Below are 23,319 nucleotides of genomic sequence, written 5' to 3'. Positions count from 1 at the left end.
AAATATCACATAAAATTTTCGGAAATATTACAAATTTTTCTTGAATAACTTTTTATTTAATCCGTTTCTGAATATCCTCAACTGACGGCAACTGTTTTTCCAGATCATCCGGCAGACTGCTGGTTATTTTATACTCACTCACACCAATCGGCTTTGAAATATCCTTGAGTGAATATTCTGCAACCACATTATTCTTACTTTTGCATAGAAGTAAGCCAATGGATGGATTGTCCTGTTCTTTTTTCAAAATACCATCTACGGCTGACAGATAGAAGTTTAACTGACCAGCATATTCCGGCTTGAAATCACCGGTTTTCAATTCGATAACTACATAACAGCGAAGGTTCAGGTTATAGAACAATAAATCAATATAAAAATCATCCCCACCTACATTCAGATGATACTGATTTCCAAGAAATGCAAATCCTGTTCCAAGCTCCAGAAGAAGCTTCGTGACATCCCGAACCAGTGCCTGCTCAATATCCCGTTCGAGCATATCTTCCCGGAAAGGAATGAAATCAAATACATATGGGTCTTTCATGGTCTGCACCGCCAATTCACTTTGCGGAGACGGTAAGCGGTGCTCAAAATTTGTAACTTTATCTGCCAGAACCTGCCGCTGGTATAAGCCACTTTCAATCTGATGAACAAGAACATTTCGAGACCAGCCGTTTTCTGCTGATTTTTTGATATACCAGTTACGTTCATCCATATTAGAAATCTTATCCATGAGAACAATATTGTGGCCCCACGGAATTTGTGCAACAACCTGTTGCACAAATTTTCGATCTGAATAAATCTCAGCGAACTTTGCCATATACTTCAAATTCCGAACAGAATAGCCTTTGCTTTCTGGAAAAGCAATTCGAATATCTGCTGCAAGGTTATCTATAAACTTATTGCCCCATGATTTATGCTCATTAATTACGCGACCTATATCGTGATATAAGAGCAACATATCTGTGTTCGCATGAACTGCCGCACGATATTGTGCCGCAGTAATTTCACTTTTAATATTTTCAATAATGGAGAGATACTCCTGTGTATTCATCAGCACACTTATCGCCTCGCTTTCACATCATTCTTATCATTATTTTCTCTCTTAGATTAATATACTATTTATTATACCATGAATAACAGATTCTTTGAAACCCGCTTTTTCATTTGAACGCAAAATGCAAAAAGGACTGCCGCTTTTCGCGACAGCCCCTCTGTTTCTCAATTATGTAATTCTTATGCCTCTGTACGTTTTTTCATGAACAACAGATATCCCAGTGTGAGCACCACACCAACCGGCAGTGAGATCCATGCGGACTGCACAAATCCTGCCACGATGTAGGTGATAAAGGAAATGGCTGCCACACTGACTGCATACGGCAGTTGTGTAGATACATGATTTACATGATTACACTGCGCTCCTGCAGATGCCATAATGGTCGTATCAGAGATTGGTGAACAGTGGTCTCCGCAGACAGCTCCTGCCATGCAGGCAGAGATTGCAATGGTCATCAGTGTCGGGTTGGTTGCCTGGAATGCGTCTACAACGATCGGGATCAGGATTCCGAAAGTTCCCCAGGAAGTTCCGGTTGCAAATGCCAGCAGGCATCCAACTACAAAGATAATAGCCGGAAGCAGATTTACAATACCTGATGCGCTTCCTTTGATCAGAGCAGCTACGAACTCTGCAGCTCCCAGGCTGTCGGTCATGGATTTCAGAGTCCATGCAAAAGTCAGGATCATGATAGCCGGTACCATAGCTTTGAAGCCCTCCGGAATACAATCCATACACTCTTTGAATCCAAGTACTCTGCGGCTTACATACAGAAGAATGGTGATCACCAGTGCAAATGCACTTCCGATGGCAAGACCTACAGATGCATCACTGTTGGAGAATGCAGTTACAAAATCCGCACCCTCAAAGAATCCACCGGTATAGATCATACCGATGACGCAGCAGATGATCAGTGCAATGATCGGAATCAACAGATCCTTGACTGTTCCTTTTCCAGTGTCTTCCAACTCGGTTGCTTCTCCATAAGGACGGTCCGGTGTGGTGAACAGATCGCCTTTTTTCGCATTGTCCTCATGAATCTTCATGGAGCCAAAATCAATATTCAACACTGCAATGGTGAGCATCATCACGATGGTGAGCAGTGCATAGAAGTTATACGGGATCGCACTGATGAACAGTGACAGTCCATCCTCTCCCTCGACAAAACCAGTAACGGCAGCTGCCCAGGAGGAGATCGGTGCAATGATACAGATCGGTGCTGCAGTCGCATCGATCAGATATGCCAGCTTTGCACGGGAAATATTATGCTTGTCTGTCACCGGACGCATAACACTTCCAACGGTCAGGCAGTTAAAATAATCATCAATAAAGATCAGAACACCAAGCGCAACGGTTGTAAGCTGTGCACCTGTGCGTGTTTTGATATGGTCACTTGCCCAGCGGCCAAATGCTGCTGATCCACCAGCCTTGTTCATAAGACATACAATGGCTCCCAGAATGATCAAGAACACAAGGATACCCACATTGTAGCTGTCGGACAATACTCCAATGATTCCATCCTCAAAGATATGAACGATGGTTCCCTCAAAACTGAATCCTGAATAGAACAGACCTCCAACCAGAATTCCAACAAACAGCGAAGAATACACCTCTTTCGTGATCAACGCAAGAACAATTGCCACAACTGGCGGTATCAGCGCCCAGAATGTGGCATACATAGCAGGTACATATTCCATGATAAAAATCTCCCTTCTTTTGCAAATACGATAGAGCCCGGACCAAACGGTTTATAGCATAAAAAAACCATGAACACAACGACTGGTTGCATCCATGGTCTCTTCTTATTATGTCCGACCAATGATAGCGCTCCACAGCCCTGTGACAGTCTGACGCATATTCTGCGGCAGCCCAGGAACCCTTCTCTCGGAATATCCAGATTCCTTCGGCAGTCTCCCCTTTCCATGCCAGCCGTTTCCGACCGTATACTGACATCTACTCATGAAGCCTGCGCCTCTATCATTTTTACATTTATTTCTTTGCTATCCTATCACGAAATACCTATAAGGGCAATAGGTATTTGACTAATTATTCAGATCTTTACTCTCTTTTATATAATTTGCTGCATTTTTCAGGTTTGCTGTCAGTTCTTCTTCCGTCAGCATCCTTCTAAATTTGGCAGGATTTCCCATATAGAGAGCTCCGTCCGGCACTACCGTATTCTGGGGCACAAGTGCGCCCGCTGCGATCATACTTCCCTTTCCGATCACAGAACCGTTCAGCACAATGGCTCCCATGCCAATCAAAGCCTGATCCTTGATCGTACATCCATGAAGGATTGCTCCATGGCCTATCGTCACATTTTTCCCAATAGCCAGGGACGCATCTGCATCCACATGCAGCACTGCCAGATCCTGAATATTCGTTCCTTCACCAATACTGATTGAATTAACATCCCCTCGGATCACTGCATTGTACCAGATACTTACATCCTTCTTAATCGTCACATCGCCAAGTACAACAGCTCCGTCTGCCACCACTGCCTGTTCATCTATCCGTGGTTTCTTCATCGGTCTTCTCTCCTTTACTTACAGACCCGCAAAAAACAGCTCATAATAATCATCTTCACCTTCCAGCATGGGAGAATTCTCTCCGCCGCCGTTGGTGCTCCGGCGCATGGCCGCATAGGCTTCTTCTCCTGCGGTGAGCAGATCCATCTCATAGATTTCATATCCAAGCTCCCGGCATTTCTTACAGAACGCGGCATAGGGCTGTGCTTCCTTCCTGGTGGCAAGCAGTTCTTCACGAAGTGCGGAATCATTGTGCGCCTTCTGCTTTAATTCATCCAACATCTCTGCAATTCCCATAAATTTTCGCCTCCTTTATTTGATGCCAAGTGCCTCCGCCCAGGTGCTCTCCTTAAATCCGGTCAGCACAAAACCATCCCCCACCAGAACCGGTCGTTTCACCAGCATACCGTCCGTTGCCAGCAATGCATACTGCTCTTCTTCTGACATTTGCGGCAGTTTGTCCTTTAACTGCATTTCTTTGTAGAGCATTCCGCTGGTATTAAAAAATTTTTTCAGCGGAAATCCACTTTCCTCATGCCAGGCTTTCAATTCCTCCTCACTGGGATTCTGCTCTTTAATATGACGGTCTTCATAAGCGATTCCGTGATCATCCAGCCATTTTTTCGCTTTCTGACAAGTACTGCATTTTGGATATTCTAAAAATAACATACTGTATCCTCCTGTCCCTTCATTTAATATATATTTTAGTTTAAAATAATTATATTACAAAAAACAACACATGCCCCAAGGCCAATAATAACAAATATCTGATTACCATTTCTTATTTCCTAATCTTCGTATTGCTTCATCAATGACTTCCATTGTTCTTTGGTAAATGATATACTTTCCATCCGCCAGTCTCCTTGCAACCGTTGACTGAGTTATATCCATTCTTTCAGCGCACATTTCCTGACTTCCTTGGTGAATCATCATATCCCATATTGTATAACGTTGTTTCTCTGTCCAGCTATCTTCAATTATTTTCAAAAGTGAAAACATCGCATTTATTTCTTCTGTTTCAAAACATTTTTTTTCATACACAGAAATCTGAATATCTGCCGCCTGCTTCTTCAACTTTTTTTCCTGTTCACGCAGAAATTCTATCATCTCACGTGCTGCATAAAAAGCTGGTCCATCCGCGCCAATCGCTGCTTCGTGATTAATCAACGTAGATACATTCCCTATTCCAACACCAAACCGAAGTTTAATTGGATATATTTCTCTTTGAATATATTTGATTATTTCTAATATGGGAGCCGTTATCTCAAGTAACCCCTGAAACTCATCTCCCAACGTTATCAAAAATTTGGCAGAAATATCGTTATTATAAATGGAATTCACGTTATCCAGAATCTTTTTTAATTTTTCCTGTATCTCACAACGATTTTCAATTTTTTTAGATCTTTTGATATCTCCTATAATCGCATAATACTGCATACCCCATCACCTCGCTTAAATTATGCGCTTTTTCTGCATATTTGTCAATTATGCATTATTTCTGCATATTTTGAAATCAGGCAGAATACACGCATAATTTATGCTACTAAAATGATTATTTACACATCAGTCTCAATGGTGATCTGACTTCCATCCCGGAGCTTTTTCACTTTGATCTGCTGTGGAATATTTTCTTTCAGTTCTTCCCGGTGACTGATGATTCCCACCAGCTTATTGGTTCCGGACAGATTGATCAGTGCATCCATGGCATCTTCCATGGACTTTCGATCCAGTGTTCCGAATCCTTCATCCACAAACAGAGCATCCATCTGAATACCGCCCAGATTAGAAGAGACCGTATCTGACAGCCCCAGTGCCAGACTTAAAGAAGCCTTAAAGCTCTCGCCACCGGAGAGATTCCCCACTGGCCGCCGGTGTCCGGTATAGTTATCCAGTACTTCCAGATCCAGAAAGCTGTTGATCTTCTTTCCGATAGAATCCCTCTGTCTGTACAGTTCATACTGCCCACCACTCATAGGAAGGAGCCGCCGGTTTGCCGCCGCAATGATTCCGTCAAAACCTGCCGCCTGTATATACTGCTCCAGCGTGATCTTGCCGTTGCCTGTAGTTCCTTTTACAAGGGTATACAATCTCCGGGATATGCTATATTCCTTTGATGCTTTCTCAAAGGTGCTTCTCTGAGAAAGAATATTGGTCTGTTTTTCAGAATTATTGGCGATCCGGTTACGGATCATATTGACTGCTTCCCGACATGTCTTTACCGTCTGCTCCTGTAACGTACACATTTCACTCAGAGCCTGTGCATCCACCGGCTGTCTTCCCTCTGCATCCTTTTCCGCCTGGGAAAGCTGTGTTTGATTGGTAGCCACTGCCTGTCTGTAATCTGTGATCTGATCTTCCGTCTTCTTAAGGGCTGCTTCTGTTACCACAAACGGAAGCAGTTCCTCCACAGACTGAAACTTCTGTTTTTCCAGTACACCTTCAAGGGCAGCCTTTGCTTTCACTTCATCTTCTTTTTGTGCACCCAAAGTTCTGGCAAGAGTCTCCAGTGATGCCTGCAGGGCAGTTACTTTCTCATCCGCATCTTTCTGCGCCTGCAGTGCCTGCTGAATATGAGTAACTATCTGCTGTACCTCATCTGCAGAGTCTGTGCAGACCTTTTCCGCTTCTTTCCAGGTATCAAAGCTCAGCTCATTTAAGGAACTGAACATGGTCTTCGCTTCAATCAGACTGCTTTCTGTTTCCTGTTTTCTGATCGTAAGCGTTTTCTTGTCATCTGCCAGTCTTTTGCTCTCCTCTTCTGCCTTTGCAAGATCCTTCTCCGCCTTTTTCAATGCCATACAGTCTGCCTGCAGAATAAGCAGTCGTTCCTGATTTGCTTTTTTCTCATAGAGAAGCGTCTTATATGCCTCTTGCAGACACACCAACAGTTCGTCCAGAGATTCTATTTCTGGATGATGTTCTGTCCCTGCCCGTCTCAGGCAGGTCATGCCATCCACTTGCAACTGCTTTTCCAGCACTTCCAGAGCAGTCTTCGCTTTTTCTGCCTCCGTATTTGCCTGATCCTTCTGCTCCTGAAGCGTGGACTCCCGGCTCTCATATTTTTCAAGCTCTTCTTCTGTAATGAATCGTTCTGGAAGAGATGCCAGTTCCGGATGATGCACAGAACCACAGACCGGGCACTTCTGACCTTCCTCCAGGTCTTTTGCCAGAATTCCCGCCCGACAATTTTCCAGAATTCGTTCTGCTTCCATACGCATTTCCCGGATAGCTTCATACTTTTCCCGGGCTTTCAGAAATACCTGCTGTTTTTCAGCGAGCTTTCTTTTCCCCGCAGTTCTGTCCGATACCCGCTCTTCCAGGATCACGCGAATATTCTCTGCCAGCTCTTCCAACTTCTCTCCCTGGTTTCTGATCTCCTGCATCTCTGTCGGCCTGTTTTTCAACTCTGCCACAGTTTCCTTCAGATTCTGTATGGTTTCTTCCAGCTTTTTTTCCGCTGTATCATAACTTGTTTCTTTTTCTGCAAGTATCTTTTGATCGTTTGTCAATGCGGCAACTTTTTCTTTTAACTGTTCCCTCTGCTGATATTTCTGTTCCTCTGCATTGATTTTATCGATTTTTTTCTGCAGTTCCTCTGCTCTGCCTCTTTTTTCTTCTGCCAGTGCAGACTGCTCCGCTGCCTCTTTTGCCGTCTTCTCCGCAGCCAGAAAGCTCTTCTGCTTATTTTCAATCTCTTTTTCCGTATAGATCACAGCATCTGCTTTTGATTTCCATGCAAGATATACTGGATGCACTTCCCGGGTGGCTGTTTTCTGCCTGTCCAGCAGATCTGTGGCATCTTTGATCTTCTGCCCTCTGGTCGCAAGTTCTGCTCTTTCCTTCTGAAGATACAGCAACCGGTCAATAAACTCGTTATTGGTCTGCGCTGTTGCCAGTGCTTCCTGCTTAGAGCGAAGAATACACTCCGCTTGCTCCAGCCGCTCCTTTTCCACTTCCAGCTTCTCCTGATCAGACTGTATCAGACGCCCAAGCAATTCCAGCAGTTCTTCCAGATTCCACGCACTGCCAGACTCTCTGGCTCTGTCCTTAAGTTCTGTCAGTTCTTCTGACAACACATCTGTCTTAGATGCTGACACATCCCCAAAGTACTGAACAATGCTGTCCTCTGTCTTCCGCCTGATCGCATAGCTTGCATCCATCCGGTCTTTTAACCTGTACTCGATATTCTTATAGCCATCGGTCAGGAAAATGGTCCGCAGGATCTCCGTCCGCTGTTCCGTCTTCGCATTGAGCAAATCCCGAAATTCCCCCTGAGCGATCATGGCGATCTGCTTGAACTGTTTTTCATCAATATGGAGCAGGTCCTTCACCGCAAGATTCACCTGGGTAAGCCCCTCAACAGGAGCCTTCCCTTCTTCGTAAAATACTGCTTTTTCCTTCTCCGTGATCACACCGGTTCCCCGCTGCTTTTTTCTCTCATAAGAAGGCTGCCGCCAGATGTGGTAATTTTTTCCCTGGTGAGAAAAGTAGAAATCTACATAACTTTCTGCTGTATCGCTGGCATATTCGCTTCTTAAGTTTTTCGTATCCCGGTAAGAGCCGCTGGTCGTTCCATACAGCGCAAAACAGATGGCATCAAAGATCGTCGTCTTACCCGCACCCGTATCTCCGGAGATCAGAAACAACCCCTTTTCTTCAAATTTTGTAAAATCTATTTCGGGCACCCGTCCCGCATAGGGTCCAAATGCGCTTATGATCAGTTTACTCGGTTTCATGGATCACTCCTGCCTCCCGCGCTGCCATTTTCATATAGTCCATCTCTTCTTCACTGATCTCACACTGATACATGAGCTGATAAAAATCACTGATCAGTTCCGAAAATGATTTATTTTCAACAATATGGGAAAGATCCACCTGCTCGATCTCCCTGGTGTGGGAATTGTCATAGTCGATCTTCACTGTATTGGGATAGACCTGTTGAAAGATTCCCATGGCATCACCTATGATTTCTTCATCCGTAAGAGTTGCATAGATAAAGTCCTCCGGCGACTGCACATGTTTCTTATCCAGTAATTCTCGTATGGAGCCTTTTATATGGCGCAGATCTCTCATAGGTGACAGCGGGATCAGTTCCACCGACACCTTTCCCTTCTCTCCGAGGGTCACCAATGGCACAGATTTTATATGATTCACCTCACTCAAAGAATATTTAAGCGGTGATCCTGCATATCGAACTTCTTCTCTTCCTACTTTCTGAGGCGAATGAATATGCCCCAGCGCCACATAATCAAACGGATCAAAGCAGTCATAACTGATCTTCTCCACCAGTCCCACACTCTGTGTTCCGATGCTCTCCGAACCTGCCAGTACCGGATCTTCTGACCTTCCTGCCACAAACTGGTGTGCCACGATCACATTTCTCTTCTGGCGATCCAGATGAGCATGCTCAATGATCACACGCACTGCATCATCATAGGAGTCAATCTTTGCATCTGGAAAATAATGCCGCACCTGAGATGCTTTCACAAATGGAAGCAAATACACATCCACTTCCCCCTGCTCATCTTCTACGGTATATTTCTCCAATTCTCCTCTGAAAACAGAAGAAATAAAGATCTGATTATCCTGGAATAACCGGCTGCCGTAGTTCAGCCGGTCATCAGAATCATGATTACCGCTGATCAGGAAGGTCTTCACTCCTGTTTCTGCCAGGCGACACAGAAAATAATCCAGCAGATTAGTGGCAGCCTCACTGGGAATGGCTTTATCATACACATCCCCGGCAATCAGTACCGCATCTACCGTCCTTTCCCGGATCACTGCAAGCATCTGATCCAATATATATTTCTGATCTCCGATCAGGTCAAAATCTCCCAGGGATTTGCCCAGATGCAGATCTCCCAGATGCAAAAATCTCATGTATATTCTCCTTTATCAAAAAAATGGTTATGAGTCGTTATTTTCATTATATAACCGCTCATAACCATTTACAAATCATTTTATAACTTCATAAATCCGGACATCATACATCCGCCTGCTGCTCCAGCCTGCCGCACAAGTGAGATCCGTTCCAGATTCATACCACCGATCGCATAGACCGGGACCGGACACCTGGCACAGATCTGTCTTACAAATTCCACACCTTTTCCTTGCAGACCTTTCTTGCAGTCTGTCTCAAAGATGGTGCCAAGAATGATCTGAGAAGCACCAGCCTGTACCGCCAGTTCCATATCTTCCATACTATGACAGGAAATGCTGACTTGTGCAAAGCTCCTCCGAAGTTCTTCCCTCTCTGTCTCCGACATTGACTGCACATACGGAATCGACAGATGGATATCTGTACAGCCAAGCCTCCTTGCAATCGAGATCCGGGAGTGAAGGAAACACGATACCTTCTCTCTTGCACAGATACCAAGCACTTTTTCGGCCAGAGCTTCATACTCTTCATCTGAAAGATCTCTTTCCCTGAGGATCACCCCTTGAGGATGCAGACAGACCACTTTCTCCATCTGTTCCAGAAATGATCCCTGAACCAGTGTCCGATTGGTGATCACAATCGCATGCTCATATGGATTATACATAGATATAGTCATTCAGGACCGGCTGCAGACCGCCCCGCTCCATATCCTGATACATTTTATCAAAGGAGCGGTCGTCATTAATCTCAAACTGCTCGTCTCCCACATCTGCATCTTCTTTTCCTTCGTATTTTTCTTCGTGATCACCAATTCCGGTAGAAACGCCTGCGGAGACTTTCGTAGCACAGATCTTCGTAATTCCATTTCGGAAGCTTTCGCTCTCCCGGCTGGACACCGTGATTCCTGCAAAGGGCAGGAACAACCGATATGCACACAACACCTGACAGAGTTCCTTCTCTCCCACATCCCGCGGATTGATCTTATCATTATTTACGATCGGACGGAGGCGCGGACAACTCAGAGAAAGTTCAGCGTGTGGATATTTCCGGTTGATATAGTAGACGTGAAGTGCCGTTGCCAGCGCATCCTTTCGGAAATCATCCAGCCCTAAAAGTGCTGAAAATCCGGCTCCGCGCATACCTCCCATCAATGCTCGTTCCTGCGCATCAAATCGATAAGGCCACACCCTCTTGTGCCCCATCAGATGCAGCGTCTCGTATTTATCCGTGTTGTATGTCTCCTGAAATACCGTCACATAATCTACCCCACATTCGTGCAGATACCGGTATTCATCCACATTGACCGGATAGATCTCAATGCCGATATTTTTAAAATATTTCCGCGCGATCTTCACTGCTTTTCCGATATACGTCACATCTGAATAGGTCCTGCTCTCACCTGTCAGGATCAGGATCTCCTCCATACCGGTCTTTGCGATCACCTGCATCTCATGCTCGATTTCTTCAAAAGTCAGCTTCTTTCTGCGAATGTTGTTGTAACAGTTGAATCCGCAGTATATGCAGTAATTCTGACAGTAGTTGGCAATATAAAGAGGTGTAAAAATATAGACAGTATTTCCAAAATGATTCTTCGTGACTTCTTCTGCCTTCCTAGCCATCTGTTCCAGGTAAGGAGCTGCTGCCGGAGAGATCAGTGCCTTAAAATCCTCTACGGAACAGGTCTCATGAGAAAGAGCCCTCTCCACGTCCGCTGCAGTGTAAGCATCATAGTCAAATTCATCCATGGCTTTGAGCACTTTATCCTTGATATCGGACTGTATGATCTCCATTCCTTTCATGTATTCCATATGATTGGTACGGAAGGACGGATCCTGTTCCAGACGGTGCTTTCTCTCAAGAGCAGCCGGAGGCAGTGTATCACTGTCTACAAAATATACCTGATTTTCTTCATTCATGACCATTCCTCCCTAATGCAGAAATCCTGTCAGTGGATCTGATGCACTTCCACCTCTGGCAAGGACTCTTCCCATTCCTGTCAGATATGCTTTTCTTCCGGCTTCAATAGCAAGCTTGAATGCGGCTGCCATCTCCGGTACATTTCCAGCTGTAGCAATGGCTGTATTTGCCATGATGGCTGCTGCTCCCATTTCCATGGCTTCACATGCCTGAGATGGTTTTCCAATTCCTGCGTCCACAATGATCGGCAGATCGATCTCATCGATCAGAACCCGGATCATCGCTTTCGTTGCAAGACCTTTGTTGCTTCCGATCGGCGCTGCCAGCGGCATGACAGCTGCTGCGCCTGCATTCTGCAGATCTCTTGCCACATTCAGATCCGGATTCATATACGGAAGCACTACAAATCCCTCTTTTGCAAGGATTTCCGTTGCTTTTACTGTCTCATAATTATCCGGGAACAGATATTTTGCATCCCGCATGATCTCCACTTTTACAAAATCTCCACATCCCATAGCTCTGCTCAGACGTGCGATCCGGACTGCCTCCTCTGCAGTTCTTGCACCTGAGGTGTTCGGAAGAAGTGTCACTCCCTTCGGAATAAAGTCCAGAATATTTTCACTTTCCTGTGTGTTGGCACGGCGCAGAGCAAGCGTGATGATCTCTGCTCCTCCCTGCTCTACTGCTGCCTTGATCAGGTTCAGATTATATTTTCCTGAACCCAGAATAAAACGACTGTGAAATTCTTTACCACCTAATATAAATTTATCTTCCATGTTTCTTCCCCTTTTCGTAAACTATGATTCTGTCTGCATAATCAACTGCAGCACTTTGTTCGCTTCATGTGCAGCACAGACTGCCACTCTTGGTGCGATCAGTCCGATTCCATTTCCAACATCCGTACTTTGATCTCCGCACACATATAATCGTTTCATCACCTGACAGGTACGGATCTCATTGGCATCTGCATACCCCGCCATACCATTTCCCGACACCACGATTGTCTTAGGACACTGCATAAGCAGTTCCCGGACAAGCATGGCTTTCTGATCCGGCTTATCAAATGCTTCACATACGATCGGATATTCTGAAAACAGTTCCTTTACATTATCCGGTGTAACTTTTATACACACGGAGCGATATGTCAGATATGGATTGATCTGATACAGAATCTCCGGCAATGCTTCTGCTTTTGGCTTGCCAAGCTGAGGGATCAAATACATCTGCCGATTCAGATTGGTCACATCCACCGTATCAAAATCCACCAGCAGAAGCTCACCGACTCCACTTCTGGCAAGCATCACTGCAATATTGGATCCCAATCCTCCAAGTCCTGCCACAGCCACTCTGGCATTGCGCAGTTTTGTCCGCATCTCTTCTGGAAATCTGGCATCAAATGCCTGATCCAGCTGTTCCCTGGAGATCCGCTCCTGCATTTCCTTCTGCATCCTTGTCATCTCTCAACCTCCACCGACAAATCTCACAACTTCAATCACATCTTCATCCTGGATGACCACCTGTCCGAACTGATCTTTTGGGATGATCTCAAGGTTTTTCTCTACAACCACCCGTTCTGTTTCAAATCCGGCTTCATTGAGATATTCCAGAAGATTTCTTCCGGCAATCTCTTTGTCTTCTCCATTGATCTTTACCATGACAAGCTCTCCTTTCACCGTTCTGACACCCTGAAAAAGCAAAAAGGCACCGAATGATACGCATAGCATATCATTCGGCGCCTGTCATACTCTGTGAAAAGTGGTGCCCCCAGTTCACACAAAACAGAGAGCAACGACACATAAGTGCATTTCTTTGCGACATGTATTTCCCTACGTTGGCATTATCCAAATCAGGTTCCAGGTCAAGACTAAAAAGTCTACTCTCAGCCCATCTATTTGAGCTCCCTATTTCTGACCATTATACACGGCTGACGCTTAATTTGCAAGCATCAAAATCATCCAAGTACATAATTTCCATCCAGCGAGAATCCACTGGTATCCGCACGCTCCGGAATTGCCAGCCGGCTGTTTTTATCAAGATAACAGTGCGTATCCATCTGGCTGGACCAGTCAAGAAAAATCAGATTACTGTTCATACCAAGAGGCGTGTATTCCTGCAGAAGTTTCTGAAGCTCCTCCGGCACCACTGGCTGACCTTCCCTTGTCAGATCCAGGATCACACAGAACTGATCTTCATTTTTTCCAAACAGCTTCTCATACCGCTCTAACTGGCTGGCTCCTCTGCGCATCCAGTCATGCCACTTAAAATACTCCATGATTACCGCGTCCCGACCGGTAACAAACTGGATCATCTGCTTCATCACCCGTACCGTACCTTTTCCGGTCTGGATCTTGCTTAAATCCCGGATTAGCATACGGATCTTCTCCGCTCCAGGTTCTGCGCCTCCATAAGGCTTTCCTGTCCACGTAAGAAGCGTTCCAAGATTTTCGTCCGGTGTGCTCTCATAGTCCAGGATCCGGGGCAGATGATCTACCTGCTGCTCCAGATCTTCGTACATGCTCTGGAAGACCGCCATATAACGCTCAAAAAATGAATTCTGTCCGGCTTCCTGATAGATCTCCGGAAGATAACCAGAAAAACTGGTCCACGGAAATTCCACACGAAATCCTTCCATACAGAAATGACTGTCAACGGCAGCTCCCGATATTCGGATCAGTACCCACAGATACCGGCCTTTCAGTTCATGGAGCAGAAAATCATCTGTATTTACTTTCCGTACATAAGAGCCCTCCGGCCAGAACAGATCCGGTGAACTGCCCTCTTCCCATGCTTTTTCTGTCTGCTCTGTCAGATTCTCATTGGTCGCCATGACCAATACTTCATATTTGCAACGATAAAAATCGCCCTCCAGAACCAGTCTATGCCAGGATCCATCCCGATCTCTGGAGTCATAAACTGGCGCCAGATACAGGAACACACCGCCGCCTGTTCCGGTAAGTCTGTATTCATCTGTCAGCTCCATCCGGTACCGTCTTCCATTTTCCAGACCCAGCCGGTAAAAATTAATCTTTTTTCCTTCTTCCATCATAGCCGGTGTTCCTCCTTCCTAGCAAAATTCCAGATCTGTCTCCTCCAGGATCCCCAGCGCATCTGCATCCAGAAGCACATCTCCTCTGTCATTCTTTCTGGCTGCATTTCCAGTTCTCTCCAGATTCAGTTCCAGTACCTTTTTTACCCCTTCGGTATTTTCCAGTGCTGTAAACAACTGTCCATAAGAAATCACCGTTCCAAAAGGATGCTTTCGTTCTGTATAAGAAAGCTCCCTGCTGATCCGTTCCAGTACCGCTTTTCTGGTCTTTGGAGAATCCTGCTCCAATGCGATCTTTCCATGTACGCAGATACCTGCATATCTGGCAGATTCCACCGTCACCTTGGTATTGATCAGCCGATATGGTTCGATATAGTCCTCAATGGCTTTTCGGTACTGTTCTTTCAAAACTGGTTTTTTTTCATCGCTCCACGGCTTGACCACTACAACCACTTCATTTTCACTCCGGTTCTGGCGATGCATGACGCCATATTCTTTTCCAGGGATCACCTGCACCAGATCGATCATAAGGCCCGGTGTCTGCTTTACGATGGTCTCATAATCTGTCTGTGAGGCCATCCGGTTCTGAATGAACAATTCCTTCTGCATCCGCTTTTTCATATCACGGATGGTCTCTGCATCCTGTCCTCCATCCACTGGCAGTGGATTGCTGACAGCTGCTCTGATGGTCGGATCTTCAAACCGGTTCAGTTCTCCTGCCTGCACATTTCCATTGCCGCACAGAGAACAGATCAACCCTGTCACATAAATATCTTTATTCTGTCTCGGGATCACTCCATGAATCCCATCACCAAAGCGGATGCTCTGAGTCTCTTCCTCATATGTGAATACCCGATCCTTGTAGCCTGCTTCCTCCAGATCTTCTGCATAATGATAGGTTTCTACCTCTCCATCCTCTCCCACAACCGCCAGGGAAAACTTATATGCATAGGGATAATCAAACAGAAGGCTCTGCCCTGCACATCCATCAGTGGTTCCGATCAGAAGCTCTGGCAGCAGTTCTCCCTCTTTACAGACTGTGTGCTGCTGGATGACCTTCAGAGGATTCACATACACCATGCCTATCCGCGGACAACTGTCATATGTATTTTCCTGCAGATTGGCTTTCAGATAGTATGCCCGTCCATTGCCGAACATAGGACTCCATACTGCCATAGGCGCCATATCTTTAAGCGTCACAAATCCGCTTCTTAAAAATCCGCAAGTCTCGTCTTCCACTTCCACTGTCTTCCAGCCTTCTTCAGTAAACACCTGCCATTCCAGTGTTCCCAGACGGAAGGTCTGATCAAAAGGATTTCTCCTCTCCTGATATTCCACACAGATATAGATCCTGTCTTCCGCCTGCAGCGGCTTTGAAAATCCAAGACACACAGCCTGTGCTGCCTGTTCTTCCGGCTGAAAAATATCGGCATATTCTCCGTCGGTACCTGCAAATGCAGTCAGATCCAGGTACTGATCTTCTATCTGCCGCAGGAAGGAACAGAATCTGTTTTCTGAACCTTTCCATTCTTCCGCTGTCTCAAAAGAGATATCACCTGCGAAGAGTCTGGTTCCTTTTGGGATCTCCTGCTGTACGTCCCCGTGGATCACTACATAACCAGCTGCTGCCCGGCGCTTTTGCTGCTGAATGCCCAGAAGTTTCAGGTATTTCTTCACATGCACATCCCCTGTGGCATCCATATAATAATTCAGCATATCCACAAGCCACGCATAGGTCTGGAGAACCGTGATTCCCGGATCATGACTGTTAAAGTCTGTCCATTGATCTGTCAGAGACGGGATACGGCTCACGGCCCTCTGTATGATCTGCTCATATGTCATGTCATTAAGCTGTGGTACCTTTAACATTCTCTCACCTCGATATATACCATGTGTTCCCCATTTACCGCCATACGGAACGGATTCTTATGCTTCTCATAAAACTCACTGTCCACCGGACGTTCCTGTCCGTTTTCCCACGCGGTGACCAGCATTCTGGAAATACTCACACCATCCATACCGGTTCTTAAAAATGCGGTAAGCTGCAGCGGTGACGGCAGTTCTCCGATCTGCCATCCCTGTCCCGACATGCCGCCTTCCATCGGATCAATAAATCTCCGGATCAGTTCCAGTGCCTGCTGCTGCATATCATAGGCTTGCTCCATGGAATCTTTCTCCAGCCAAACCCGCACATTCAACCGTACAAAATGAGGTTGGATCAGATTGAGCGTTCTGCCGGCAGGCTGGAAGATTCCATCGCTCAGCAGACGATCCTTGATCTTTTTCTTAACCTGTGAAAATACATGGGCACCTTTTTCATATTCCTCCACCAGAACAGCAATGGTCACCTGATCTACATCTGTATTTCCATAGGCATCCGTATGATTGCAATACCGCACTTTCCGAATTCCATAAGACTCCTGGGAGATCAGATCCATCAGATCCGACTCTGTCACTGCGCGCCCTCTGGTTCTTAAAAGTCCTGCCACCAGCTGGCCGGTGGTCTGCTCTGTATATCCGTCATATCCTCCATAAGTCGGAAATGGATTGGTCACGGCTGACAGATAGCGGATTGCTGTTCCCGGAGTCGTAATACTGTCCGCCGGTACATTTGCCGCACTTCCATTGTAATTGCTGTGCGATACCCTGATCTGCGGACCATCCTCCGGCAGATGATATTCTGCAAATGCATGTTTCCGGAAGGACAGAAGTCCTGCCTCCATATCGATCTGATAGGTTCTCCCGCCTTCGTAGCTGTGTCTGCCCTGTTTCCACTCTATCCACTGAAGCCCCTGATGCGTCTCTTCCTGTACTTCTACCCTTACTTTCAGAAGGTTCTGCTGGGACAGCTGGATCTGAAGGGCATTATCCATATCATCCAGATAAAATTCTTCGGTCACTGTATTGACATTGACCACCCGAGCCATATTGGGATAGATCCCTTTGACCTGGGGCAGAACATATTCTGGGTTCTCCCGGTTATAATTGACAAATCGCAGGAAATATCCCTCATATCCATAGAGATTCTTCTGCACTGCGTCCTGAGGAACCATAAAGAGGATCGTTCCTGATCCACAGAAACCACCGGTCTGATCCGTGATCCTCACCGGCTGAAAACCTCTGGGTGACAGATACTCCACCTGATAATCCGCAGGTCTGTCACTGTAATTTTCAATATCAAAATAGAGACTTAAGGGCATACCTGCCATGGAACCGGCAAACCCCAGATACATAGTCCTGCGGCTGTTTTCTGTCTGATAAAACGGCTTCCAGATACCGGTCATTTCCTTCTCATCAAAATTATTTTTCGCCATGATAAAGGATGGCATCTGTTTCTGTTCTTCATAAGAATATGAAAAATTGATTCCTGTCAGCACCGGACAACGATAGATGGCCGGCATCTGATAAATATTTTCCGCCTGAAGAAGACGTACCCGGATCCTGCCTCCGGCATTTTCTTCATAATCCGCCATATCCTGCGGACAGATAAACTGTAAGGTCACATCTCCTTCTGTGGAACCATTGAACATGGACCGCAGATGTTCTTCCTGAAACAGGCGCTTCCAGCCTGTCCAACTCAGATACTCCCAGCATACATCATCTGCACACACTTCCACAGCACGGATACTTAACGGCTTTCTTGGCTTTTTCATGATCGCCTTATATTCCAGATCCATTTCCGGAACTTCAGCCCGCTCTTCCCGGATCTGATAACCCAGATGGAACGACAGACTGATCTTCGCACCCCGGCGGCTCAGCACTTCTCTGTCATCCAGCGTCATTTCATTGTAAAGTCCCATGGGTTTTCCAAATGGATAGACCATACCGGCACTTTCACTTGTTCCGTTCAGATATAGTTCTGACGGGATCAGGTGCGTGCGCTTCATGCTTACCGACACCTCTTTTACGTACCATTCCGGAAGTTCTCCCAGACAGGTGAGGATCAGGTAATAGCCTTCCTTCTGTCTCACCACAGCTTTCTGAGGCACATAATCAGGCAGGCTCAGATGAATGGCTCCCTGTTCCTCTGCTACAGAAGGAACTACCGTCTCTTTTCCATCTGCTTCTAAGACAGACCAGCACATATCACTTCCGGCAAGACTATGAAGCAATTCCTCCTGCTGCTGTTCTGCAGATGCCTGCGGATACACATACAGATCAAGCCCTGTCAGTTCTTCCAGAAGATTATCAAAGCACAGATACAGTTTATGCTCTGTAAGGTTCTCTCCTTCCACGCCAAATGCAGTAAAGCTCAAGGGTTCTCCCGGCTCATACTGCTTTCTCACGATCCGGTCCTGACTCCGGTCGGTGACAACCATAAGCTCCGGTACCGTATCCACCGCAGTAATTCCATGCTCCGTCTCAAAGAGGAGCTCTCCTGCGTCCGGATGAGATGCGATCACACTGGTTCCTGCCGGAATCGGAACCATTCCTTCATATCCTTTCACCGGCTGAAACTGTACATAACCTCTGGATGCACTGACCGGTTCCTGGATCAATGGATCAAACAGGTTCAGATACTGGATCCTATGCTTGGACAGCACCCGGCTATAACGCTCCTCACAGGTTCCGATCATCTCTGCGCAAAGATCTGTCAGCACTGAACCTGGATCTGACGCTCCCGGTTCATAGGCAAATTCCGGTACGTAAGAGTTCATCAGCTTTTTCAGTTTTTCCATGCTCTTATCTCCTTCCCGGATCATTACAGTTCTCCGATTCCTTCTTCCAGATAATACGGGAATACCAGATTGTTCGGATTATTTGTCGCCCTCACATAATAGTCAATGTTCAGATATATGACTCCCCGCAGATGATCATTACGATCTACCGATATACTGACCTGCCGGATCCGCGGCTCATACCGGGTCAGCGCATCCTCCGCTTCCCGGATCAGACGGGACTCAAATGCTGCATCTGGAAGATCATATATATATTCCTGAAGATTACATCCAAAGTCCGGCAGCATGGCCCTCTCCTTGAGTCTGGTCATCAGAATAATATAGATGGCCTGCCGGATATCTTCTTCCCCCTCTGCCATGCGGAATTTTCCTGTCACCGGATCGACTTCCGGCGGAAATGCGAAGCCTCTTCCTAAAAATGCTCTTGAATCTTCCATGCCCGTCTCCTCTTTCCTTCTAGTTGATCTGTACCACTGCTCCCTTGGCTGCCAGTGGACCAGATGCCTGCAGATTCATCTTGGCCTGCGCCTTTACATCCACCTGCGCGCCTTCTGCTTTCAGTGCGGAGTTGGCTTTCAGTGCGATCTCATTATCCGCTGTCACTCCGATCTTCTTTGCTTTCAGACTGATAGCTCCGCCATTTCCATCCATGGTAAGCTCCACACTTCCTGCCTTCAGTTCTATCGTCTTCTCCGCCTGAACGGTTACTTTTCCATTTTTATAATCCATGCTGATCTGATTTTTTCCATCTTTATCAGAAATCTTACAGCTTTCTGTCTCATCGCTGACTGTCAGCACATTTCCTTTTGGTGTAGTCAGTGTAACGCTCTGTTTTCCATTCTCCTCAAGGATCAGAAGGTCCATGCCTCCCTTGGTCTTCAGATGTTTTTTCAGATTCTTATCATCAAAATTCTCGGATACCATGGATGCTCCACCCGGATACAGACTTCCAAGCAGGAATGGCCGCTTCAGACTGCCTCCGATAAATCCCACCAGCACCGTCTCATTGATCTCCGGCACACAATACAGACCATAGTCTGCACCTCCGTAAGGAGACAACAGCCGCACCCATTCACACAGGTTCTTCCCGCGTTCCCAGACCGTGAATTCCACCTTGACCATTCCTTTGAAATCCGCATTGTTATTTTCCACCACAGTTCCCTGTACGAACCCAGTCACCCTCTGATTGTCATAATATTCATTTTCACTGTGAAATAGATCTGTAATTCCATTCATAGACTGTTCACTCCTGCCCTGATATAGGTCCGGTATCCATCCTCACTCAGCACATGCCGTACATAGGTAAGACCGATCAGTTTTTCCGGGTATCTGTGATCTTAGGATCCACCCAGTCGTAAATATTGCCGGTGACAATGGCATGAAACATACGCTCTTTTGCTCCCGGCGTCTCCCGATCAAGCTTCATAAGCAGGTCTTTTACATAAGCCCTCCTGGTGGTTCCGTCCACCGGGCATGGGCTTTTTAAGATTCTGATCTCCTGCCTTCTGATAAATCCTCTGACCTGCCCTTCTTCCACATACATCAGCGGACGGATCACACGGATTCCTTTATCTTCAAACCAGGTAACCGGTGGAAATGCATAGAACTGTCCCTGATAGATCATGGACATAAGCATAGTCTCCACAAAATCATCTTTATGATGGGCATAAGCGATCACATTGCAGCCCTGACGGACCGCTTCATCTACCAGCGCCCCTTTCCGAAGCTTTGCACACAGGGAACAGGGATTGTGTTCCTTTCGCTCTTCCATGACGATCTTTCCGATCTGGGTATGAATGATCGTAAGTTCCACACCAAGCTTTTCACAATAAGCTTCAATTCCTGTAAAATCTGTATTGGCATAGCCCAGATCCACACAGATGGCCGTCACCGTAAAATGCTTCGAATAGAAACGTGACAGTTCTTTTAATCCATAGAGCAGCGTCAGACTGTCCTTGCCGCCGGAGACGCCGACAGCAATCTTGTCCCCTTCTTCGATCATCTCGTACCGTTCACAGGACTGACGGATCAGGCTTAACAGCTTTTGAACTTTCATAGATTTTCTCCTGACTGTTTTTATACATAACGAAAGACCGGACAGAACGCATCTTTCTCCGGCCTTTTCGCATTTTACATTTCCAGATAAGACAGGATCGCTTCCAAAGACTGATATCCTGTGATCCTCCGGAATATCTGTTCTCCATTCATGATCAGCATGGTCGGCAGTACAGTCACTCCGAACTGACCAGCCAGTGTACGCTCCTTGTCCCCATTGACGCGGACAAACTTCACATCACAGGCTTCTTCTGCCGCTTCTTCAAGAACGGAAAGCTGTGCTTTGCAGAAGCTGCACCCGTCTGCATAGAATTCCAGCAGGACTGGCTGTGCAGCTTTTGTTACTTCAGTCTGAAAATTGTCCCCGGTAATCTCTTTGATTTCCAATCGACACACTCCTTTCTGAATTGCACAGTCTATAGTGTTCCCGATTTGCGGAAATTTTATTTTTGAGAGTATACGCGGATCACGGAAGCCACTTCACGGATCATGGACATCTCGCCAAAGATCACAAGCGCATCCTGCAGATGTCTGGTCTCTACTTTATCTGTGATGACTACCAGCTCTGCCACGCCATCTACAGCCGGCTTCTGGATCACCTGACTGATGCTCACACCATTGTTGCCAAGAACGCCTGCCACGCCTGCCAGAATGCCAGTTCTGTCTTCTACTAAGAAGCGCAGGAAATAGCGATGTCTGGAATCTCCCACCGGCTGCATGGGCAGATTTTTATAACAGCTGCATCCGATCCGTCCGCAGCAGTCATACTGCATATTTCTGGCAGTAGCGATCACATCGCCAACAACAGCACTTGCGGTCGGGAACTCACCTGCTCCACGTCCCTGGAACATGGCATCGTCCACTGCATCACCATGTACGAATACCGCATTGAAGGAATCATTGACTTTCGCCAGTGGGTGCTGCTCCGGGATCATCACCGGAGATACACTGACTTCAATCTTGTCATTGACATTTCTTGCCACACCAAGAAGCTTCAGCACGTAGCCGAACTCCCCTGCATATTTGATATCTCTGGCTGTGATATCGGAGATTCCTTTGATCTCCACATCATCAAAGGTTACTCTGGAATGGAATGCAATGGATGCCAGGATCGCCATCTTGCGACCTGCGTCCAGTCCTTCCACATCGGCAGTAGGATCTGCCTCTGCAAATCCAAGCTCCTGAGCCTGCTTCAGTGCTTCTCCAAAATCCATGCCTTCCTGTGTCATCTTAGTCAGAATATAGTTGGTTGTACCATTGACAATACCCATAACTTCTGTAATATTGTTTCCTGCCAGACACTCCTTTAATGGGCGGATGATGGGAATACCGCCGCCTACTGCAGCCTCAAAGTACAGATCTTTGTGATACTCTTCTGCTGCATCCATCAGCTCTTTTCCATGTTCAGCCAACAGATCCTTGTTGGCTGTAACTACATTCTTGCCAGCTTTCAAAGCTTCCAGAATATAAGTTCTTGCCGGTTCAATGCCTCCCATCAGTTCGATCACAATACTGATCTTTGGGTCATCCAGGATTTCCTGCCAGTCATCGGTCAGAACCTCATCCGGAATTCCTTCTCTTTTTTTATTCAGATTTTTTACCAGAACTTTGGTGATCGTAAGCTCTGCCTGTACCTTGCTTGGCATCTCACTTTTCCGTTTTTCGATCAGCTTGTAGACACCGCCGCCAACTGTTCCGGCACCTAACAGTGCCGCTTTGATCTCGTTATATTTACTCATTTTCTCCTCCAAGTAACACTTCCTCTACAATAGCAGCCGCATCTTTGATGCAGTCTGCACAGGAATGCACCGGTGTTCCGGTGGTCACGCCCTTCAGCTCTGCACAGATGGTAGAACCGCAGCGCTCCTGAAAACGCTCCAGCAGCTGTCTGGACAGCTTATATGTTTTTCCTTTGGTCTTCGGAGCATTGATCTGTCCATCACTGTTTTTAAGACCTGCGAGAAGCACTGCTCCTGACAGTGCGCCACAGGTACCTGCCATACAACCCATGCCAAGCCCGAATCCTTCTGTCATGCGGAAAACATCTTCCTCCTTATAGCCAAACAGGTCACAATAAGTACACGCCACTGCCTGCGCACAGTTGTATCCTTTATCATGCCTTACGATCGTTTCTTTTACACGGCTCTCCATACGTACATATTCTC

General features: G+C 46.4%; 22 protein-coding genes and 2 riboswitches. All 22 genes read right to left on the bottom strand.

What is annotated here, in order from left to right; all coding sequences use genetic code 11:
- Positions 1–52: 52 nt before the first annotated feature.
- The 22 genes from WMO62_RS03365 to WMO62_RS03260 all read right to left on the bottom strand — a co-directional run bounded on the left by WMO62_RS03365 (position 53) and on the right by WMO62_RS03260 (position 23,305).
- Positions 53–1,051 carry a PDDEXK nuclease domain-containing protein gene (locus WMO62_RS03365; protein WP_349143832.1) on the bottom strand — a complete coding sequence of 333 codons (999 nt, stop codon included), beginning with the start codon at positions 1,049–1,051 and terminating at the stop codon, positions 53–55.
- A 182-nt stretch (positions 1,052–1,233) separates the two neighbouring features.
- Positions 1,234–2,748, bottom strand: coding sequence for a Na+/H+ antiporter NhaC family protein (locus WMO62_RS03360; RefSeq protein WP_349143797.1), 1,515 nt, complete (start codon positions 2,746–2,748; stop codon positions 1,234–1,236).
- A gap of 117 nt (positions 2,749–2,865) precedes the next feature.
- A riboswitch (Lysine riboswitch) is annotated at positions 2,866–3,036 on the bottom strand.
- Between the two features lie 57 nt (positions 3,037–3,093).
- Entirely contained in the window at positions 3,094–3,579 is a 486-nt protein-coding gene (locus WMO62_RS03355; RefSeq protein WP_349143796.1) for a gamma carbonic anhydrase family protein, read from the bottom strand.
- Between the two features lie 18 nt (positions 3,580–3,597).
- Entirely contained in the window at positions 3,598–3,876 is a 279-nt protein-coding gene (locus tag WMO62_RS03350) for a hypothetical protein (RefSeq protein WP_349143795.1), read from the bottom strand.
- A gap of 15 nt (positions 3,877–3,891) precedes the next feature.
- On the bottom strand, positions 3,892–4,248 hold the full coding sequence (locus WMO62_RS03345; protein WP_349143794.1) for an arsenate reductase family protein: 357 nt from the start codon (positions 4,246–4,248) through the stop codon (positions 3,892–3,894).
- A gap of 102 nt (positions 4,249–4,350) precedes the next feature.
- Positions 4,351–5,016, bottom strand: coding sequence for a SatD family protein (locus WMO62_RS03340; RefSeq protein ID WP_118438377.1), 666 nt, complete (start codon positions 5,014–5,016; stop codon positions 4,351–4,353).
- 119 nt (positions 5,017–5,135) lie between these two features.
- Entirely contained in the window at positions 5,136–8,315 is a 3,180-nt protein-coding gene (locus WMO62_RS03335) for an AAA family ATPase (protein ID WP_349143793.1), read from the bottom strand.
- Positions 8,302–9,459 carry an exonuclease SbcCD subunit D gene (locus tag WMO62_RS03330; RefSeq protein WP_349143792.1) on the bottom strand — a complete coding sequence of 386 codons (1,158 nt, stop codon included), beginning with the start codon at positions 9,457–9,459 and terminating at the stop codon, positions 8,302–8,304. Before WMO62_RS03330 ends, WMO62_RS03335 begins: the two co-directional genes overlap by 14 nt.
- Positions 9,460–9,539: 80 nt before the next feature.
- Positions 9,540–10,133, bottom strand: coding sequence for a thiamine phosphate synthase (locus tag WMO62_RS03325; RefSeq protein WP_349143791.1), 594 nt, complete (start codon positions 10,131–10,133; stop codon positions 9,540–9,542).
- Positions 10,114–11,373 (bottom strand): 2-iminoacetate synthase ThiH, encoded by a 1,260-nt coding sequence (thiH, locus tag WMO62_RS03320; RefSeq protein WP_349143790.1) that lies wholly within the window; start codon positions 11,371–11,373, stop codon positions 10,114–10,116. The genes WMO62_RS03325 and thiH overlap by 20 nt, the downstream gene beginning before the upstream one ends.
- Before the next feature lie 12 nt (positions 11,374–11,385).
- Positions 11,386–12,150 (bottom strand): thiazole synthase, encoded by a 765-nt coding sequence (locus WMO62_RS03315; protein WP_349143789.1) that lies wholly within the window; start codon positions 12,148–12,150, stop codon positions 11,386–11,388.
- 21 nt (positions 12,151–12,171) lie between these two features.
- Positions 12,172–12,831: a sulfur carrier protein ThiS adenylyltransferase ThiF gene (thiF, locus tag WMO62_RS03310; protein ID WP_349143788.1), complete on the bottom strand. Its 660-nt coding sequence runs from the start codon at positions 12,829–12,831 to the stop codon at positions 12,172–12,174.
- Positions 12,832–12,834: 3 nt separating this feature from the next.
- Positions 12,835–13,029, bottom strand: coding sequence for a sulfur carrier protein ThiS (gene thiS, locus WMO62_RS03305; RefSeq protein ID WP_118438446.1), 195 nt, complete (start codon positions 13,027–13,029; stop codon positions 12,835–12,837).
- 151 nt (positions 13,030–13,180) lie between these two features.
- Positions 13,181–13,287, bottom strand: a riboswitch (TPP riboswitch).
- Between the two features lie 38 nt (positions 13,288–13,325).
- Positions 13,326–14,420 carry a hypothetical protein gene (locus WMO62_RS03300; RefSeq protein WP_118759817.1) on the bottom strand — a complete coding sequence of 365 codons (1,095 nt, stop codon included), beginning with the start codon at positions 14,418–14,420 and terminating at the stop codon, positions 13,326–13,328.
- Between the two features lie 18 nt (positions 14,421–14,438).
- Positions 14,439–16,289, bottom strand: coding sequence for a baseplate J/gp47 family protein (locus WMO62_RS03295; RefSeq protein WP_349143787.1), 1,851 nt, complete (start codon positions 16,287–16,289; stop codon positions 14,439–14,441).
- Positions 16,283–19,099, bottom strand: a complete 2,817-nt coding sequence (locus WMO62_RS03290) for a baseplate J/gp47 family protein (RefSeq protein ID WP_349143786.1) — start codon at positions 19,097–19,099, stop codon at positions 16,283–16,285. Before WMO62_RS03290 ends, WMO62_RS03295 begins: the two co-directional genes overlap by 7 nt.
- 23 nt (positions 19,100–19,122) lie before the next feature.
- Positions 19,123–19,536 (bottom strand): GPW/gp25 family protein, encoded by a 414-nt coding sequence (locus WMO62_RS03285; protein WP_118438451.1) that lies wholly within the window; start codon positions 19,534–19,536, stop codon positions 19,123–19,125.
- 19 nt (positions 19,537–19,555) lie between these two features.
- Positions 19,556–20,335 (bottom strand): phage baseplate assembly protein V, encoded by a 780-nt coding sequence (locus tag WMO62_RS03280; RefSeq protein WP_349143785.1) that lies wholly within the window; start codon positions 20,333–20,335, stop codon positions 19,556–19,558.
- A 76-nt stretch (positions 20,336–20,411) separates the two neighbouring features.
- Positions 20,412–21,155, bottom strand: coding sequence for a tRNA lysidine(34) synthetase (locus WMO62_RS03275; RefSeq protein WP_349143784.1), 744 nt, complete (start codon positions 21,153–21,155; stop codon positions 20,412–20,414).
- Between the two features lie 74 nt (positions 21,156–21,229).
- Positions 21,230–21,541 carry a thioredoxin domain-containing protein gene (locus WMO62_RS03270; RefSeq protein WP_178753766.1) on the bottom strand — a complete coding sequence of 104 codons (312 nt, stop codon included), beginning with the start codon at positions 21,539–21,541 and terminating at the stop codon, positions 21,230–21,232.
- A 56-nt stretch (positions 21,542–21,597) separates the two neighbouring features.
- A complete protein-coding gene (locus tag WMO62_RS03265) occupies positions 21,598–22,893 on the bottom strand; it encodes a homoserine dehydrogenase (RefSeq protein WP_349143783.1) in 1,296 nt (431 codons plus the stop codon).
- Positions 22,886–23,305, bottom strand: a complete 420-nt coding sequence (locus WMO62_RS03260) for a C-GCAxxG-C-C family (seleno)protein (RefSeq protein ID WP_147600768.1) — start codon at positions 23,303–23,305, stop codon at positions 22,886–22,888. Before WMO62_RS03260 ends, WMO62_RS03265 begins: the two co-directional genes overlap by 8 nt.
- Positions 23,306–23,319: the final 14 nt, after the last annotated feature.

Origin of the sequence: Hominiventricola aquisgranensis (genome assembly GCF_040096225.1) — a bacterium.
In the GTDB taxonomy this organism is placed as follows: domain Bacteria; phylum Bacillota; class Clostridia; order Lachnospirales; family Lachnospiraceae; genus Hominiventricola; species Hominiventricola aquisgranensis.
The sequence above is the reverse complement of the archived record's forward strand: the minus strand, read 5'-3'. Positions and strand labels throughout refer to the sequence as shown.